General features: G+C 49.9%; 17 protein-coding genes. 9 read left to right on the forward strand and 8 right to left on the reverse strand.

The genetic code is table 11. The features are described from left to right. Positions 1 to 11: 11 nt before the first annotated feature. Positions 12 to 1,019, forward strand: a complete 1,008-nt coding sequence (locus ACR9Y8_RS06410; protein ID WP_481212412.1) for a YihY/virulence factor BrkB family protein — start codon at positions 12 to 14, stop codon at positions 1,017 to 1,019. 51 nt (positions 1,020 to 1,070) lie between these two features. Beyond that, positions 1,071 to 1,223: a hypothetical protein gene (locus tag ACR9Y8_RS06415; RefSeq protein WP_481212413.1), complete on the forward strand. Its 153-nt coding sequence runs from the start codon at positions 1,071 to 1,073 to the stop codon at positions 1,221 to 1,223. A gap of 64 nt (positions 1,224 to 1,287) precedes the next feature. Here the strand turns inward: ACR9Y8_RS06415 and ACR9Y8_RS06420 are convergent, their stop codons facing one another. Next, positions 1,288 to 1,431: a hypothetical protein gene (locus ACR9Y8_RS06420; RefSeq protein ID WP_481212414.1), complete on the reverse strand. Its 144-nt coding sequence runs from the start codon at positions 1,429 to 1,431 to the stop codon at positions 1,288 to 1,290. An 80-nt stretch (positions 1,432 to 1,511) separates the two neighbouring features. Beyond that, a complete protein-coding gene (locus tag ACR9Y8_RS06425) occupies positions 1,512 to 2,666 on the reverse strand; it encodes an aminotransferase class V-fold PLP-dependent enzyme (RefSeq protein ID WP_481212415.1) in 1,155 nt (384 codons plus the stop codon). 54 nt (positions 2,667 to 2,720) lie between these two features. Here ACR9Y8_RS06425 and ACR9Y8_RS06430 point away from each other — a divergent pair, with 54 nt between their 5' ends. Then, on the forward strand, positions 2,721 to 3,131 hold the full coding sequence (locus ACR9Y8_RS06430; protein WP_481212416.1) for a hypothetical protein: 411 nt from the start codon (positions 2,721 to 2,723) through the stop codon (positions 3,129 to 3,131). 37 nt (positions 3,132 to 3,168) lie between these two features. Next, on the forward strand, positions 3,169 to 4,272 hold the full coding sequence (locus tag ACR9Y8_RS06435; RefSeq protein WP_481212417.1) for a YncE family protein: 1,104 nt from the start codon (positions 3,169 to 3,171) through the stop codon (positions 4,270 to 4,272). Between the two features lie 68 nt (positions 4,273 to 4,340). Here the strand turns inward: ACR9Y8_RS06435 and ACR9Y8_RS06440 are convergent, their stop codons facing one another. The 6 genes from ACR9Y8_RS06440 to ACR9Y8_RS06465 form a co-directional block, all read right to left on the reverse strand. Further along, positions 4,341 to 6,692, reverse strand: coding sequence for a S9 family peptidase (locus ACR9Y8_RS06440; protein ID WP_481212418.1), 2,352 nt, complete (start codon positions 6,690 to 6,692; stop codon positions 4,341 to 4,343). Between the two features lie 94 nt (positions 6,693 to 6,786). Then, a complete protein-coding gene (locus ACR9Y8_RS06445; RefSeq protein WP_481212419.1) occupies positions 6,787 to 7,119 on the reverse strand; it encodes a tRNA-binding protein in 333 nt (110 codons plus the stop codon). Between the two features lie 39 nt (positions 7,120 to 7,158). Then, a complete protein-coding gene (locus ACR9Y8_RS06450) occupies positions 7,159 to 8,736 on the reverse strand; it encodes a carboxylesterase/lipase family protein (RefSeq protein ID WP_481212420.1) in 1,578 nt (525 codons plus the stop codon). 205 nt (positions 8,737 to 8,941) lie between these two features. Then, entirely contained in the window at positions 8,942 to 9,349 is a 408-nt protein-coding gene (locus tag ACR9Y8_RS06455) for a GreA/GreB family elongation factor (RefSeq protein ID WP_481212421.1), read from the reverse strand. A gap of 24 nt (positions 9,350 to 9,373) precedes the next feature. Next, positions 9,374 to 9,556, reverse strand: a complete 183-nt coding sequence (locus ACR9Y8_RS06460) for a hypothetical protein (RefSeq protein ID WP_481212422.1) — start codon at positions 9,554 to 9,556, stop codon at positions 9,374 to 9,376. Between the two features lie 254 nt (positions 9,557 to 9,810). Next, positions 9,811 to 10,479, reverse strand: a complete 669-nt coding sequence (locus tag ACR9Y8_RS06465) for a hypothetical protein (protein ID WP_481212423.1) — start codon at positions 10,477 to 10,479, stop codon at positions 9,811 to 9,813. A gap of 161 nt (positions 10,480 to 10,640) precedes the next feature. On the opposite strand from ACR9Y8_RS06465, the gene ACR9Y8_RS06470 reads away from it, so the two are divergent. From ACR9Y8_RS06470 to ACR9Y8_RS06490, 5 genes are all read left to right on the forward strand, one after another. Beyond that, positions 10,641 to 11,159 (forward strand): hypothetical protein, encoded by a 519-nt coding sequence (locus ACR9Y8_RS06470; RefSeq protein ID WP_481212424.1) that lies wholly within the window; start codon positions 10,641 to 10,643, stop codon positions 11,157 to 11,159. A 47-nt stretch (positions 11,160 to 11,206) separates the two neighbouring features. Next, a complete protein-coding gene (locus ACR9Y8_RS06475) occupies positions 11,207 to 12,877 on the forward strand; it encodes a patatin-like phospholipase family protein (RefSeq protein WP_481212425.1) in 1,671 nt (556 codons plus the stop codon). 60 nt (positions 12,878 to 12,937) lie between these two features. Beyond that, positions 12,938 to 13,528: an RNA polymerase sigma factor gene (locus ACR9Y8_RS06480; RefSeq protein WP_481212426.1), complete on the forward strand. Its 591-nt coding sequence runs from the start codon at positions 12,938 to 12,940 to the stop codon at positions 13,526 to 13,528. Positions 13,529 to 13,710: 182 nt separating this feature from the next. After that, positions 13,711 to 14,877 carry a FecR family protein gene (locus ACR9Y8_RS06485; RefSeq protein ID WP_481212427.1) on the forward strand — a complete coding sequence of 389 codons (1,167 nt, stop codon included), beginning with the start codon at positions 13,711 to 13,713 and terminating at the stop codon, positions 14,875 to 14,877. A gap of 136 nt (positions 14,878 to 15,013) precedes the next feature. Further along, the gene (locus ACR9Y8_RS06490) at positions 15,014 to 18,385 is read left to right on the forward strand and encodes a TonB-dependent receptor (protein WP_481212428.1); all 3,372 of its coding nucleotides are present in this window, start codon (positions 15,014 to 15,016) and stop codon (positions 18,383 to 18,385) included. Positions 18,386 to 18,387 lie beyond the last annotated feature (2 nt).

Here is an 18,387-nt window from a genome sequence, read left to right on the forward strand (position 1 = left end):
CTCAATAATATATGGAACGATTTACTTTCAAAGCGTTCTGGACAGTGCTGAAGCAAACCTTGAAAGGCTTCGGTAAGGATAATGTGCTCAAGCTGAGCGCTTCCCTGGCTTACTATACGATCTTCTCACTAGGGCCTATGATGATCGTTATTCTTTTCCTTGCAGATCTGTTCTGGGGAAGAGAGGCCATCCAGGGACGGCTTTACACGCAGATCCAGGACCTCGTAGGCAGCAAGGCTGCCATACAGATACAGGAGGTGATCAAAAATGCCTCCATTGACAGCAGCAATACGCTCACCACCGTAGTAGGCTTTGTTACGCTGTTTATCGGCGCCACCACTGTTTTCTCCGAGATACAGGACTCTATCAATATCATCTGGAAGCTGAGGGTGAAGCCTAAGCTAGGCTTCAGTAAGTTTCTCATCAGCCGCTTGCTGTCGTTCTCGCTGGTAGTGGGACTGGCGTTCCTCTTGTTGGTGTCCCTGCTGATCAACGCCCTGATGGAAGGTTTTATGGACCGGCTCAGGCAGCTGTTTCCGGACATCACCGTGACGTTGTTTTATATACTGAACCTGGCGCTTACATTTCTGATCATATGGTTCCTGTTTGCCATTGTCTTCAAAGTATTGCCGGATGCCAGGATCCGCTGGAAAGACGTGATGGCGGGCGCGCTTTTCACTGCGTTGCTCTTTATGGCCGGGAAGTTCCTTATTACCTTTTACATCGGCCGCAGCGATGTGGGCAGTGCCTATGGAACGGCAGGCTCGTTGGTAGTACTGTTGTTATGGATCTATTTCTCGTCCATTGTACTTTATTCAGGGGCGGAGTTCACTAAATGTTATGCAATAAAGTTTGGCTCGGATATAAAACCTAACGACTATGCTGTTGCCATTCAGCCGCTGGAACTGGAAAGCAAAACCAAGACCTTGCAGGAAAGTGAAAAAGATGCGGCACGTACAACTGCTGAACTGCAGCAAGCCAACAAGGATCCGCAACAAAAGCTTAAGCGCCCCTCATAGCCAGGGACATTTTTGCCCTGGTTTATCTCATAAGCTGCTTTTTATGGGTATGTGACGGCTCCCCTGGCTACCTTTTTTATCGGCCGTGATGCAGAAGAAACAACAACACCTATTGCAGGTTCGCAAGACATTCAGCGTTTGAGCAACCATTTAAAAGACCTTACCCGGATGGTGTATGAGATCAGGGAACAAACAAAAACGTGAAAGGGCAAAATACTTTGCCCTTTCACGTTAATAAGCTCTTTGTGTTCTTTAATGACCGGCGCTGTTAGCAAACCCAGTACGTAGGGCCACATGAAATGAACTGTGTGGTAGGCAGCGTACGGTTTCCTACTAAAGGTTGGTTGCTTTTGTTCAGCTTAGAGATCTTGATCTTTGTAAGCTGCAGCTTCTGCGAGGTTTTCTTTTTCATAATAGGATCGGATTTTAAAGATTAACAAAACCCAATTTAAATCAAAAGCCCCGGGAAAGTAATCCTGTAAAAAGGGGGTTTTATGCTGATCGCATCAGATCATCGATCGCCCCCAGTAATCGTGCTATATCATTATCTGTAATGAACAGGTGAGGCGCAAAACGCACGGAGCTGCCGCGCTGACTGATAAAGATCTTTTTATCCCTTAATGCAGCCACCAGGTTTCCTTTGTAATGTGCAGGAATAGCTGCACCAAACATATGCGGGCAACGTTGTGCCGCCGGCGGTAAACGGAATCCCAGCTGTTCAAGATGCGAGGCGATCTGTTCATTCATCACCGCAAGCGATGCGGCAATGTCAGTCACCGTCCAGCTGCGCAGCTGTTCCAGCGCTGCAATAGCGCCAGGCAGAATGGTAGGCCTGCATTTCTCACCTACATCAAAACGGCGTGCGCCAGGCATATAGTGATCAGTATATCTTACCAGCGATGCAAAATCTTCCGCGTTTTCTCTCGCCTGCCAGGACTCTTCCAGCGGGCGTGCATCCCTCCATTGCTTTGCTACATACATCAAGCCGAAGCCGTAAGGACATAACAACCATTTATATCCTGCGGCAATCAGAAAATCAGGCCGGATCTCTTCTATAGAGAACGGCATGGCGCCCAATACCTGTGTGGCGTCTACCACCAGCAGGCTGCCTATAGCATTGCATGCCTGTCTTACAGCGGCTAAGTCCACAAAAGCACCGTTGGTCCAATGGCAGGGTGATAAGGAGGCTACTTTAATACGGCGGTCCATTTTATCCAGTATAGCCCTGGTCCAGTTGCCATCGGCGGGTACTGGCACAGTAACAATATGCACACCCTTTTCCTGTGCTATCCGTCTCCAGGGCAGCACATTACTGGGGAATTCCTCTTCCATCATCAATATGCCATCACCTGCCTCTAACTGCGGCTCTATGGCGCGGGCAGCAGCGCTCAGTCCGTAACTGGCGGCCGGTATAACGGCGTATCCGTCTGCCTCTCCGCCAAACACGGCAGCAGCCAGGCTCCGCACCGTTTCTGCATCGGTAAAATAATCTGCGGGCATGATTTCCCAGGGATGATTCTTTACGTTAATACCCGCGGCCAGGCGGCGGCTCGTCTCGTTTAACTGGGGCGCATTGTAGGCGCAATTAAAGTAAGCTATGTCGGGCGGTATGTCAAACAGGTGCCGCTGCGATGATAGTACAGTCATTTACTAAAATTAGATGATTTTTTAGGTATACTTGCATCATAATTCCTGGTAATTATGATCGAAGAAACTGATGTGAGAATTGGCAATATGGTATGGTACTACGATTATAATATGATCGAGACCGTGTTCAGGGTAGAAGGGATATTGGAAGGGCACGTATATAATTCAGGCTTGCCCAGGAGCAAACTGCCCCTTTCAAAAGTGCACCCGGTTACGCTGGAAGTAGACCATCTGCTGCAATTCGGTTTCCTGGCAGGAGACAAGGAATACGGAGAAGACGTACATACTTACTCCTATAGATACAACCGCAACAGCAGCATTTACATACGCGAAACCGAAGGAGCGTTTCAACCGCTCACTGTTTCTCCCGCCGGACTTGTTCCGTACGGGCGCCCCCTGGTGCATCTGCACCAGCTGCAAAACCTGTTCTACGACCTCACCCGTGAGGATGTTTTTATACAATAACCATCAATGTCATCCACGTATGTACTATCCGTTGCTTATGCTTAAAAGACACAAAGCAGGCAGGCGCATGCTGACTGCCCTCCTCGTCATCTGCTTTGCATTATCTGCCGGCGCGCAGACAAAACACTACCTGTATGTGGCCACACCCGGTATCCGTGACTATCTGGGATTTGGCGGCCATGGCTTGCTTGTCTTTGACATGGACGATCATCACCGCTTCGTAAAAAGGATCAACACACAGGGCTTGCATCCTAACGGCAAACCTTCCAACGTAAAAGGCATTGCCGTGAGCATTCCGCTGAACAGCATCTATATCAGCACCCTCGAATCGCTGCAACGTATTGACCTCAGCACCGAGAAGATCATATGGGAAAAACCTTTCGAAGGCGGCTGCGATCGTATGGCCATTTCACCGGACGGCCTTACCATGTATCTGCCCTCGCTGGAGAAAGGCTTCTGGAACGTGGTAGATTGCAAGACCGGTAACATCATCAAGAAGATAGATGCCTATAAACGTGCGCACAACACCATCTACAGCCATACCGGCAACCTGGTATACCTGGATGATATCGGCAGTCCCTGGCTCTATATCGCTGATGCAAAGACGCATACCATTAGCGGCAAGGTAGGCGCCTTTGCAAACAATGTAAGGCCCTTTACGATCAATGGTAAAGAAACCCTCGTATACGTAACGGTAGATAGTCTTTTAGGCTTCGAAGTAGGCGACCTGAAAAAAGGCAATAAACTCGCCCATGTGGACGTAGAAGGTTGGGAAGCAGGGCCGGTAAGACGGCACGGCAACCCCAGTCACGGCATCGGCCTCACGCCAGATGAGAAAGAGCTCTGGCTCTGCGATGGACATAATATGCGCATGCACGTGTTCAATGCAACGCCTCCTTACCAGCAGCTTACCACTATACCCGTTCAGGATATGCCGGGATGGATCACTTTCAGTCTGGATGGTAAATACGCTTACCCTTCCAGCGGTGAAGTGATTGATGTAAAGAGCCGGAAGATCCTGCTCACCTTAAAAGACGAATTCAATAACAGCGTAGCCAGTGAGAAGATGGTAGAAGTGCAGTTCAATGGGAACAAAGCCACACGCGCGGGCAACCAGTTTGGTATCGGCAGAGTAGAATAAAAACTAAAATTCCCAACGCCGGTTCATTTGCCAGCGTTGGGAATTTACTATAGTTCGGCGAGCGCTTATCAATCTTCAGTAACTTTTTTTGCCTGCAGCTCATACTCCCTCGGCGGCTCCGCATGCAGTAAATTGCGTACAAAATAATCCCAGCGGCGACGCATCATATACGGCCTAAACTTCCCAAAGCTGTGCCTTGCATCAGGGAATATGACCAGGTCATAATCTTTATTCGCTTTTTCCAGCGCTTCCACTACCAGCCAGGTATTATACGGCGGCACGTTATCGTCCATCAGGCCATGCGCCAGCATCAGCTTGCCTTTCAGGTTCTTTGCATACAGCTGGTTTGCCTGTCCGGCATAATCAGCTGCAGTGGCCAGGCCGTTGTAACGCTCTCCCCAATCATCTTCATAATTGCGGTTATCATGGTTGCCTGATTCTGCAATCCCTACTTTGAAAAAATCAGGATAACGGAACATAGCCGCAGCAGTGGCAAAGCCTCCGCCTGAGTGCCCCCAGATACCGATACGGGTAGTATCCATGTAAGTGTATTGCTGCGCCAGCTGACGGATGCCGCCTACCTGGTCGGGCAGCGTGTTCTCTGCCATATTGCCGTAACTCATATCATGGTAGCTTTTGGAACGCAACGGGTTGCTGGTGCCTTCTATCAGTACCACGATAAACCCTAACTCTGCCAGGGCCTGGTGATCCAGCCTGGAAGGAGCAAAAGACCAGGCGCTTGCGCCGCTGCCAATGCTACCGCCCTGCGGACCGGGATAGATGTAATCTATAACAGGATATTTTTTCTGGGGATCGAGATCTTTCGGTGTGAACAGCAGACCGTAAATATCGGTCTGGCCATCATGCGCTTTCACGGAGAATGTTTTAGGCGCCTGCCATCCATTGGCTGTAAGCTTTGAAATGTCTGCCTTTTCCAGGTTCACGGCTATCTTTCCATCCATTTTACGCAGTACAGTAACCGGTGGTACGTCCGGCTGCGAATAAATGTCAATAAAACAGTCGTTGGTAGGCGACAGCATCACCTGGTGGTTACCTGCTTCGGGCGTCAGTGATGTGAGGCCGGTTCCGTCAAACCGGATCCTGTAGAAATGCCGGAAGTAAGGATTGCCCGGCTCACGGCCATTAGCCATGAAGTATAGGGTACGGTTCTTTTCATCAATATGCAGCAGGCTTGTTACTACCCAATCTCCTTTGGTGATCTGGTTCTTCAGCTTCCCGGTGCCGGCGTCATACAGGTAAAGATGCGCCCAGTTATCACGTTCAGAGTACCAGATGATCTCATTGGAATTTTTCAGATAACGCCAGTTGATAGCGCCCTGGCCGGATTCGTATTGTGTAGCCACAGTTTCTTCCAGCACCTCGCGTACCGCACCGGTAGCGGCATCTGCGATGCGCAGCTTTTCCTGCTTATGATCGCGGGACGTAGAAACAAAGGCCAGTTGTGCATTATCATTGCTCCACTCCACATCATCAAAAGCATCAGTGCTGGAGATATCGTCGCTCAGCGTTGCGCGGTGCGGGTCTGGCTGCACCTGGATGTTGATCACCTTGCGTGCCTCCACATCAATGATCACACGGTGGATCATGGCCACTGCAGAATCTCCGGGCAGCGGGTATTTCCAGGCCTGCAGCGTAGGACTGCCCACATTGGTGGTCACCAGGTACATATCTTTCACATGGCGCTGATCCTGTTTGAAAGTAGCGATCTTCTTGGAATCAGGTGACCAGGTAAGTACGGGCTTATTGCCATGGCTCCAACCGGCATTGTCTGTAGCATAGCCAAAATTCTTGATACCGTCAGTGGTCAGCTGGATTTCTTTGCCGGTCTGTATTTCGCGGACCCAAAGGTTATCCGCTTTCAGCAAGGCGGCGTATTTACCATTGGGAGAGATCACTTCCGGGATCTCTGTGGTCCGGTCCCTTCTGGCGTTTAGCTTAATGGTATTGTTCGGAAGCGCAGGCGTGTTGTTGTCAGCGGTGCAGGCGTAGCTATTCAAATCGCATTTCCAGCGTTGACCATTGGTAGTGAAGAGAATGGCCTTCCCGTCGGCAGTATAGTTGAAGGTTGTGAACGGCAGCGCATAAGCGCTGTATGCCTTACCGCTTGCTGCTGAAAGCGAGGCGGCCAGCTTTTGCTGATCAAAGGCGGCGGAACGGCTTCCTTTGGCAGGATCTACCAGGATAAACTCACTTCCTTTGGCGCTCACTACCCGGTACCAGCATCGTTTGTCCGGCAACCAGTTCATCCGGCTCCAGGTATTGTCTACCAGCGGGTCGGTTTTGTAGTCTAACATGCGCTCGGCGCGTTCGTAATCTCTTACAGATAAAGCAGTGTGCTCTTGAGCGGTGGCAATTGTTGTAACAGTCAGCAATGCTGAAGCCAGCAGGTATCTACCCATTATTGTTATAAAAAATTATTATACGTTGTGTATTGGCCGGTGAATATACAGGAAATTATGAGACGTGCTTTGGTTTTTGGACGAATGGCGGCGTCTAATACAATCTTCCGCCCACGGGTACGCCCCTTTCCGGCTTTACCAGCACTACTTTGTCATGCTTATCGGGCACGCCCAGGGTCAGTACTTCAGACACGAAAGGCCCTATTTGCCGGGGAGGGAAATTCACTACGCAGAGTACCAGCACGCCCATGAGGTCTTCCTTTATATAATTTTCCGTTATCTGGGCGGATGATCTTTTGATGCCGATCTCGTCGCCCAGGTCGATGGTGAGCTTATAGGCAGGCTTCTTTGCTTGGGGGAAATCGTCTACGGCCAGTATTTTGCCTACACGGATATCCAATTGGTTAAAGTCATCGATGGTTGCCATTGTGGTAGGTTGATATGTTTCCGGCAAAAATATTAATTATTAATTTCCGGCAAGCCTTTTCGACATAAACTCCAACGCACCCTCATCTTCCAGCATTCCCATTTTCGGTTGCTTTCCCAGCAGCATAGTCCGTTTATCGCCTTTTTTATACACTTCCCATACCGGTAAGCCTTTCCAGTTGGGATTTCCGGTTCTCACAAAATTTGCCCAGTAAGACGACATGATATCTGCCAGTGCATGATCTTCTTCTTTCCACGGCCTGTTTACAAATTGCAGGTTATTGAATGCATATGGAACCTCCGCAGTATGAAATGCGCCGTATTTCGTATAGTCGCCGGTGGCAGGCGGCCGGTGTATAAAACGATAAACGTAGGTCTTCCCTCCAAGCTCGCTTTGTATATTGGCCCATGTATAATTCTGCACACCGAAGATAATATCCCGCGCAAGCTTCAGCTGCGAAACCTCCGCTTGCGTATCATTGCTGGCGGGATAATATTGCAAAAAGGACACTGCACTCTCTCCGTACTTGTCCTTTGCTTCCTGCTGAAAGTCCAGCGCATTTTTGATCGGTCCTAATGTCAGTCCTTCTTCTTCATTCCAGCCGGTAAGCAGGTCTACTTTATTGGCTTTACCTTTTTTGAAAATATTGGGAATAGCATCCGGCAACACATATCCGTCAATAATTGGCCCGGTATAATTCGGTCTTAACTTCATCAGCTCTTCTGCCGGTACGGCGCGCAGATCATTAATGGCGGTAAGATGAAAACTCCGCATCACCTTTATGCCTTCTGTTTCTGCTTTCTGTAGTCCAACGGTACGGTTGATAAACCCGCCGCCACTTTCAGCGATCGCGCGGTGAAACAATCCTTTCGCCTGTGGTGATGCCACCAGGCAATTCACGCTCATAGCACCGGCTGATTGTCCGGCTATGGTTACATTTTTGGGATCACCGCCAAATGCAGCAATGTTATGCTGTACCCATTTCAATGCGGCTATCTGGTCCATCAGGCCGTAGTTACCGGAAGCACGGCGGCCTGATTGAGTAGTTAATTGTGGATGTGCAAAGAAACCGAAGATGCCTACCCGGTAGTTAATGCTCACGAATACGATCCCTTTCTTCGCCATGGCTTCTCCGTCATAGATAGGTACGCCGCTGCCACCGCTTACAAAGCCGCCACCGTATATCCATACCAGTACCGGCCGTTTCTCCTGCGATGTGCGCGCTCCTGTCCATACATTCAGATAAAGACAGTCTTCGCTGATCGGTTCAGCAGGGATCAGGAACTCAGTAGACCACATGCTGAAAGGCGCAGGTTTATTCTGCATGGGACTAGGCCCAAACGTTTCACATTTTTTCACGCCGCTCCATGGTTTTACCGGTCCGGGCGCTCTCCAGCGCAGATCGCCTACGGGTGGCGCTGCAAAGGGAATACCTTTGAAGATATAAACATCATCCGCTGCGTTTAATGTACCCGATATATATCCGCCTTCCACTTTTACCCTGGCCAATGTACCGGCAGCATTGTGGATAGCGCGTAACTGAATTCCAAGTATAGAGATGGCGACTATGAATAATAATGCAAAAAGCCAGCTGAATGGCTTGCTTTGAATGGTCATAACGCGGTTCTTTGCAGGTAATTTAATACTTTTATTTTTTCCATTTCAACGTCATGTTGCAGCCGCCTCTTCCGTACATGCAAACAGCTGTACATCAGGTGCTGGCACCGATTCAGCAATCACCGTGCCGCAATTTATAAAAAGCCATGGGCCGTGCGCGCTGGCAGGCCCATGGTCTTGTTCAACATCCCCTCATGGGTATGGCCTATAAGCTTCCGGATGTAACTTCAGGTCTGTTTACCACGTCCAGTATCCGGAAGCGTTTTAAACCGGCGGGAACCTGCCACAGCACGTCCTCTCCTTTCCGGAAACCTATCAGGGCAGTGCCCATCGGGCTGAGAATAGATACCTTTTTCTGCGCCATATCTGCCTGCTCAGGCATTACGATCATAAACTCCATTACCCTTTCTGTTTCCTGGTTCAATACCGTGACCATTGAGTTGAGTTTCACCGTAAATGGCGGCAATGCCTCTTTATTTACGACGATAGCCCGGCGCAGCTCATGTCCTAAGGACATTTCATCCTGCTCATCCGCCCTTCGCTGGATCAGGGGCTTAAGCATTTCATAGTCTTCCCGGCTGATCACCACCGGGTTCAGTTCATTCGTCTTCATATATCATGATTTTTATGTGACAGTTTAGCTCCGCTTCTTCCAAAGCAGTGCAACAAGTGAGGCCAGCAACAGTGTGGCGGTCACCGGTAAGAACCGGTACCATTGTCCGCCTGTAATCAGCCCTGCCCTCAGCACAATTGCATTGAGCAGTACATTCAGACAGACCATCACACTGCCGGCCGAAACCTTATACGGATTTGGCGACATAGTACGATGCTTGAAAATTGATTATTTGTTTGTAGTGAATAGGGGAACAATACCCCGCCTGTAAATAGCTAGGCGGCGGCTTCAAAAGCCTTAAAAGTGGAGAAATAATAAAGCTTGCGGCAGAAAGGATAAAATTCTGTAAACGAGCAGATATAGCAGTTCCTTACACCGGAAACGAAGTACCGGATCAGGACCGTAAACGGCTTATTATTATGTTGCATAGCTGCCATAGGCCTAAATATACGAAAAAATAATTACATCCAGCTCGCTTCCCGGGTAAGAACGGATGGTTCCAGGCCCAGTTTATCGCTGAAAAGCTGTCTTACCTTCTGCTCAACCTCTGCCCGGTTCACCGTTTCCGGGTTACGCCTCGCCTTCAGGTAATGCTCGCGGGCAAACTTTTCTGCCAGTTGTCCAACCGTCACTTGTTCTATATCCATGGCAAAGAACCTGTTGGCTACTAATGCAGTAGCAATCATGGTGGATAAACCGGATAATGCCAGCTTCCACTGAAAAAAGAAAGCAATTACTGAAAGAGCCATTCCCATCAGGATGGCATAGCCCAGCCATGTGTTCATGTAGAGGTTAATTACTTTAATTCCCAGCCTGTTATTTATCTCCGCCACATTTTGTCGCCGTCGACTGGTGGGTAAAAGCGTGGCAAGGTCTGTACCGGGTGCAATACTGTGCCTGTCAACAGTAAGCGTAATAGCCAGCACTTCACGAAGCTTGTAGAATGCCTGCTGGCTGGTGCAATCGTGTGCATCGCGCACATGCAGTTTAGCTGCTATAATGTCGCAAAGCTCCCCAAAGGTGCTTATATGCTCGAGGGATGTTTCACCAAAATTGAAGCCAAAAGACTTTTCAATATCCAGTAGTAAAAAACTAATATCGTCCGGATCTACATTTCTAAGATCGTACATTGTTAAAGTTTTATTGCCCGGGAATAACCCGTCAAATATAGAAAAATTTATTACCTTAGTTCCATGTCGTGAACGCTCTCAATGCTTTAGTAATTGCCCCATATTCCCGGATTGAAAATTCTTTTTTAACACATTTATTGCTTCACTTAAATCGCTAAAAAATGCCTGTTCAGATTAGCTTCCAGGAGGAGCACCCCCATGTTATTAAAGCGGTGGGCTTTGCGAACCAGCTTTTGAATGATCCCATATTCTACAGTAACATCGCCGCAAAGGACCATTTTGAGCTCAGCACGGCTGCTGCCACGGTGGTTGCAGAGGTGCTGCAAAACAGTAATCTCGTCTTTGCAGTAGAGCTCTTTTACCCCAACCTGCTCACTTTCAAATATAGAAAGACGCTGGCCTATACCGATACCAGATTCCCCAACCGCCTGTTCCTCAATTTCAAGAAACTGAACAGAAGCGCCGAAAGTATAGCAGCTACCATTATTCACGAAAGCGTACACGCCGTAGACAATGCCACGGAAATGTACACCTTCGGCCATGGAAATAACAGCGCCATAGGCAAAGAGAATACTGCCCCTTACTGGATAGGCAACCTGGCTCATTCCATGCTGCTGAATGGCGCCCAGCTCACCGCTTTGGTATTTGACCAGGAAGAAGAAGCGGAACAAATAGCATGAACAGCTATACCCCAATAACATACTACTAACCCCAAAAAAAGCTTTTTATGGAACCGCATTCAAACAATCCGGATAACACCTTCTATTTAGGTCTCTGCATGGCAGGCGCAGTATCTGCGGGAGCTTACACCGCCGGCGTAATCGACTACCTCATCGAAGCCCTGCAGGAATGGCAGGCCAGAAAAAACAGGAATGAGCCGGGCACACCATCTCACAACGTAGTGATTCCTGTTATAGGCGGCGCCTCCGCAGGAGGCATGACAGCCATCATCACCGCAGCGGCACTGGCCAATGGCATCCAACCCGTTTACCCGGGTACCGATATACTGGCGGAACATCCGGAGAACAAACTCTATCACTCCTGGGTAGACCTTACTGACCAGGACATGTTCCCGCACCTGCTGGATACAGGCGATATTCACGGCAACGGCATCGTATCCCTGCTGAACTCCTCGTTTATTGACGACGTGGCCAAATCTGCTTTACAGACAAACCAGCAAGGCCCCGAACGCCCGGCTTTCATTGACCCGGAGATGAAAATATTCACCACCCTTACCAACCTGGAAGGTTTTGGCTATAACATTGGTTTCAATACCAATGCCCCGGCCGACAAATACTACATGTGCATCCATAACGACTATGCATGCTTTAAACTGAATGGAGTGGATAAACCGGAAAACGGATGGATCCACCTGGACTTTAAACAGAACATCAATACAGATATTGCCAGGGATGCCGCTATGGCCACCGGCGCCTTCCCACTAGGGCTGCAGTCGCGAAAAGTAAAACGCGCATGTTTAAATGTCAATAACATTCCCTGGTGCATGAACATCACCCAACCTTTTCCCATCACACAGGAACCCTGGGAAACATTGAATGTGGACGGTGGCATTATCAACAATGAGCCCTTTGAAAAGGTAAGGGACATCCTGAAAGAAAAGACCGGGCAGCCCGAATATGATGATTACCAGGACCCGGACAAAGCCCGCAGCATCGTAGTGATGATCGACCCCTTTCCCAGCAGCAAACCCAAGCCATTCAAGGCAGATACCGGCCTGTTTAAAGTAATGGGCGCTACCTTCAGCGCTATGCTGTCGCAGATGCGCGCCAAACCACAGGTATTACATGAAGCCATGGACCCGAAAAAGTTCGGCCAGCTGCTCATTGCCCCCTCCCGCAGACGAACTGCCGCAGACGGCACTACGGAAGATATAGCCGGTGATATGGCCATTGCCTGCGGCGCCCTGGGCGGCTTCAGTGGCTTCCTCAATAAAGCATTCAGGGTGCATGACTACTTCCTGGGCAGGTTCAATTGCGAGATTTTCCTGCGTAATTATTTTACGATACCGCAAAGCGCCTTGCAAAACAATACCATCTTCAAAAACGGCTATGCCGGTATTGATACCACCCCGTTCAGGGCTAAGGATGGTTCTGTCCAGATCATTCCCGTCTTTGCTCCTCCCACTAGCGGTTTTCCCATCCCAACCTTTTCCAACGGCGACAACTGGCCGGCGTTGCAGGAAAAAGATATCGACCGGTTCAAACCATTGGTAAAACAACGGGTGCAGGCACTGCTGATCAAGGCAGCCAACATGTCGGGGTTTAATAAATTCCTGCTGTGGATCGGTTCTAAGGTGGTCCTGAACAGGACCATTTCAAACTTTGTGCTGAAAACGATCAAAGCGTCATTGGAAGAACATAAACTATTGAACAGGTAACGGGCAAAATTTTAGGATTTCCCTTTTTTTAGCCCCGGAAATTCCCTAAAATTGGGTTAGATGCCTGTAATCATAACAGACCACGATTTACTGAAAAAACTAAGGGAAGGAGACGAACCTGCTTTCCGTGAGCTATACGCCCGGCATAGCAGGCGTGTACTGGCCTTTGCCTATCATATGACACATTCGGCCATCGATGCGGAGGATATCCTACAGGAAACCTTCCTCCGCTTGTGGACCGGCAGGTATGAGCTGCCGGAGATCACCCATGTAGGCAATTACATCTTCATCATTGCCCGTAACAAGACCCTGGACCACCTGCGTAAGGTATCCCTCCAGCAAAAACTGATCGACCAGGTCTGGGCCAATATCTCCGAGATCTCTAACGACCTGGAGCTGCAGCTGGATGCCCGGGAAAGTAAAGCCCTGATCCAGCAGGCGCTCACCCAGCTCTCCCCCCAGAAACAGGCTATCTTTCAGCTAAGTCGTCACCAGGGCCTCAGCCATGAAGAGATCGGCCGGCAGCTAAGGCTCTCTAAAAGCCGGGTAAAGAACCTGCTGGTAGAAACCCTGAAACATATCCGCCACTACCTGTCGCAGCACTCCCTGCTACTGGCAATACTGTTCCAGTTGGCAGTTGTCAGTTGCTAGTTGACAGTTGTCAGTTGTCAGGATTAAAAAGGATATATTCGCTTAAATCCCTAACGACTAATGACTAACGACTAACGACTAACCACTAACCACTGCCAACTGTCAACTGACAACTAAAAAAACTTCCACTTTCCACGGTCCTTTCTTTATTCCCATTCGTCTTTATCTATACAAGCAATGCCATGACGCCACAAGACAGTTCCAGGATAAGATACCTCTTGCAACGCTACACCAGCAGCACCTGCACCCGCGAGGAGCTGGAAGAATTGTTTGCATACATCGCAGCAAGGCCGGATGATACCACCCTCCACGGATTTATGGAAGACATCTACCGGGATCTCCCGCCCGCTGAAGTGCTTCCCGAAGTAGACCTCGATAGTGTATACCGGAACATTATTTCCCCGGCTCCTGCGAAGTACAAACGCATCTTCCCCCTGCGCTATGCAGCTGCAGCAGCGGTATTGGTGGCTATTGCCGCCCTGGCATTCCTGTGGCTGCGCCCCCGCCCTGCCGTTGAAACAGGTGCACCAATGGCCAGCCAAACCAAAGCCCTTATCGCACCTGGTACCAACAAAGCGGTGTTAACGCTGGCAGATGGCACCACCATTCCGCTGGACAGCGCCGGACAGCAGGTGATCAATGCCGGTAATACCAGCATCTCCCGCCAGAACGGGCAGCTGGTGTACAGGGAAGGCGAAACAGACGGTCATGTGCATTATCATACCTTAAGCACGCCCCGCGGCGGACAATTCAGGCTTACCCTGCCCGACGGCACCAAAGTATGGCTGAATTCTGCCTCCTCCCTTCGCTATCCCACTGCCTTCAATGATAAGGACAGAAGCGTGGAGCTGGAGGGCCAGGGCTATTTCGAAGTAGCGCAGAACGCCGCGCAGCCCTTTAAAGTAAAGGTCAATTCCATGGAAGTACAGGTACTGGGCACTGGCTTTGATATTATGGCCTATGGAGATGAAGCCACGGTAAATACCACGCTGGTAGAAGGATCAGTGCAGGTAAAAGAAGGTAACAATGCCCGGTTGCTCAAACCCGGTCAGCAGGCCGTACTGAACCAGGACCAGCACACGCTGACCGTTCAGGAAGCTGATATACAGAAGATCATCGCCTGGAAGAACGGCTTATTCGTGTTCAACAACATGACGCTCACCGCCATCCTCCGGGAAGTGGCCCGCTGGTATGATGTGGAGATCGTTTATACAGTAACGCCCAGCGCTGAACTGTACGGAGGCGGGATCTCCCGCAGCCTGCAGCTCTCCGGTGTGCTGGACCTGCTCGAAGCCAATGGATTCAATCATTTCAGGATAGAAGGCCGTAAAGTAATAGTACTGCCTTAAAAAGGGGACAATAACAACCAAAATAGAACAACCAGGATCAGAAAAAAGAACCGGGCCCGACTGCCATCGGAACCCGGCGAATGTCTGGCAACAGAATAATCGCTGAGATCAATCACTTACCAAACATCACAAAAGTATGCAATTCATTTGTCATGCATTGGCCCGCTATTGGCGCGGGCCCTCAACCAAAATTTACCGCGTCCTTTCAGACCGGGACCTTAAAAGAAAGATCATTATGCAGATCAAAGGAACCGCATTCCTTCTCCTGATCTCCTGCCTGCAGGTAAGCGCAACAGCATACTCGCAGCGGGTAACCTTGTCCGTTAAACAGATGCCCCTGCAGAAAGTATTCGCGGAGATCATCACACAAACCGGCGTCTCTATCGTGTACTCCGAAAAAGTACTGTCCGGCGCCCGCCCTGTTTCCATTAAAGTGAAAGACGCCACCATTCAGGAAGTGCTGGATCAGTGCCTGAAACAGCAGCAGCTTACCTACTCACTGGAAGGCAGCAGCTTTGTGATCAGGCGCATACCCACAGGTAATGCGCCCCCACACTTGCTGGCCGATACCCTTATTACCGTTACCGGTACCGTAACAGGCACAGGTAATATACCGCTGCCCGGCGCTACCGTGATGGTGAAAGGCACTGCCCGCGGCACACAAACCAATGAGCAGGGCCAGTTCCAGCTCAAAGACATCCCTGCCGGCGGTATACTGGTGATCAGCAATATCGGCTATGTAAGCAGTGAAACGCCTGTACCCGCCAGTAAAGTAGCTTTCATCACGCTCACCGAAGACACCAGGAACTTTAACGAAGTAGTGGTAGTAGGCTATAGTGATAAAAAGAAAGCAGAGCTTACCAGCGCCGTCAGCGTTGTCTCCTCCGAAAAGCTGAAAGATGTGACCACCAACGATGTCGGCTCCATGCTCCAGGGCAAGGTGCCCGGCCTCCAGGTGATCAACAGCTCCGGTGTACCAGGTAGCCAGGCCGAGATCCGCCTCAGGGGCGTCTCTTCTGTGAACGCTTCCCAAACGCCTTTATATGTAGTAGACGGCATCATTGGCGGCAACTTCGACCCGAATGATGTAGAGAACATCACCGTACTGAAAGATGCCGGTGCTACCGCCATGTATGGTTCACAGGCCAATGCAGGCGTTATCATCGTCACTACCAAGAAAGGCCGCGGCGGTAAAACCCGCTTTGAAGCCAAGATCACTACCGGCTTCCGCAAACCGGATTTCGGGAAGATGACCATGATGAACGGCAGCGAGCTGTATGAACGTCACAAAGAGTTTTATCGCGATTATATTCCGGGTGGCAATGACAACTCCTACAAGATCGACCTGCTGAAATTCTACGACGAACGTCCCCGCGAACTGCGCAACCAGAATTACAACTGGCTCACCACCATGTTCCGTACCGCACCGATGCAGAACATCTTCCTGTCTGCCAGCGGCGGCAACGAAAAGACTGAGTACTATACCAGCATTTCCTATTACCACGAAAAAGGCACTTTTCTCAATACCAGTTTCCAGCGCGTCAATCTTCGCGCAAATTCCACGCATCACTTTACCAAAAGCGTGAACGTGACGAATAACATCAATCTCAGTGTGGCCACCGGCAAGAGCTTTAACTATGACGACATCTTCTACGCATACCTGAACATGCCCTGGGATAATCCCTACGATGCCAACGGCCAACCGGTATATGTAGACGGGAATACAACTGCCAAATGGTGGTCGAGGGATAAGACCAACCCGATACATACCATTCAAAACTCAAGCCATCCATACAAAAGCTTTAACGCCAATTATGACCTGAACCTCAATGTACAGATCACCGACTGGCTCTCATTTTCCAGCAACAACCGCGGCGCGGTGAATTATAATAAGGCGAAGGATTACTATTCTCCAGTGGTTGCCGGACAATACAACAACACCGGCTTCCTCAACGAGCTGGGTACGCTGAACTACGGCATCATCTCCAACGATCTGCTGAAGTTCAACTTTCGTTTCGGCGACCACTCGCTCAATGGTCTGGCCGGTATCGCCATAGAGAACAGTAAAACAGAAGTAGTGGGCGCCTCCGGTAAAGGATTACCCGAAGGACTGAAAGTGCTGAATGTAGTCTCCAATTCCCAGCTGGTGAACGGTTATGACGACCAGGCGATCCTGCAGTCCCTCATCTCGCAGATAAGCTATGGATACAAGGAAAAGTATTTCCTCACAGGCTCCTACCGCGTAGATGGCTCTACCAACTTTCCCCGGTCTAACCGTTACGGCTCCTTCCCCGCCGTATCTGCGGCCTGGCTGATCAGCAATGAAGCCTTCCTGCAGCAGAGCAAGATCGTGGATAATTTAAAACTGCGTTTAAGCTATGGCGTTACCGGTACACAGGACATCGGCTCTTCCCGTTACCTGGGCTTGTACGCCCTTAACAGCCAGTACAACGGTGGTACGGCGGCCGTGCCCCTGCAGCTGCCTAGTCCGGATCTTACCTGGGAAAGCAAGCACCAGGTGAACCTCGGTGTAGACCTCGGCATCTTCAAATGCATTAACCTAACGGTAGATGCTTATAATAACACCACCAGGAACCTGCTGCTGCAAGTATCCCAGCCGCTCTCTATCGGCTTTGAACAACGCTGGGAGAACGCCGGCGAGATCGTGAACAAAGGCATAGAGATCGCAGTCAGCAGCATAAATATCAAAACAAGGGATTTTGAGTGGAATACCGACATTAACATCAACTTCAATTCCAACAAGCTGCAAAAGCTGCCCAGCGATATTACCCGCACACAGCCTACCTGGAGCATTTCGCAGATCTACCGCAACGGTGGTAATCTCTATGAATTCTATATGCCTAAATGGTTAGGCGTGAACGCGGAAACCGGTGCCCCGCAATGGGAAAAAGTGAACCGCGATGCGGATGGTAAGATCATTTCCCGCGAAGCGACTGCTGATTATTCCAGCGCCACCTACCAGGAAGTAGGTTCTGCCCTGCCTAAATTCCAGGGCGGTATCAACTCGCAATGGAAGTACCGGAATCTGTCGCTTAATGTGAATGCTTATTTCCTTTCAGGCAATAAAGTGTTCAGCAATTCATTGCGCTTTGTGATGAACGACGGTATAGAACCTTACTATAACCAGATCGTGCTGCCGGATGGCTACAGCACCTGGACAAAGCCCGGTGACAACGCCACAGAGCCTAGTCCGCAGAATGCCGCCAACGCCACGGAAACCTCTACCCGTTTCCTGAAAGACGGCAGCTTTTTCGCCATCCGTAATATCACGCTGGGATACTCACTGCCGAAGCTATGGGTGAACCGCTTGCACCTGGATGACGTAACGGTATCGCTTTCTGCCGATAACGTACATACGTTCACGAAGTTCCTGGGACAGGATCCGTCTACCACCATTGCTACGGGCAGTTATATCATGCCGGGCGTATCCGACTTCAAGTATCCCAATAACCGCCAGTACCTGTTAAATGTGAACCTCCGGTTCTGATA

The organism is Chitinophaga sp. SVR4-12A (assembly GCF_056754765.1).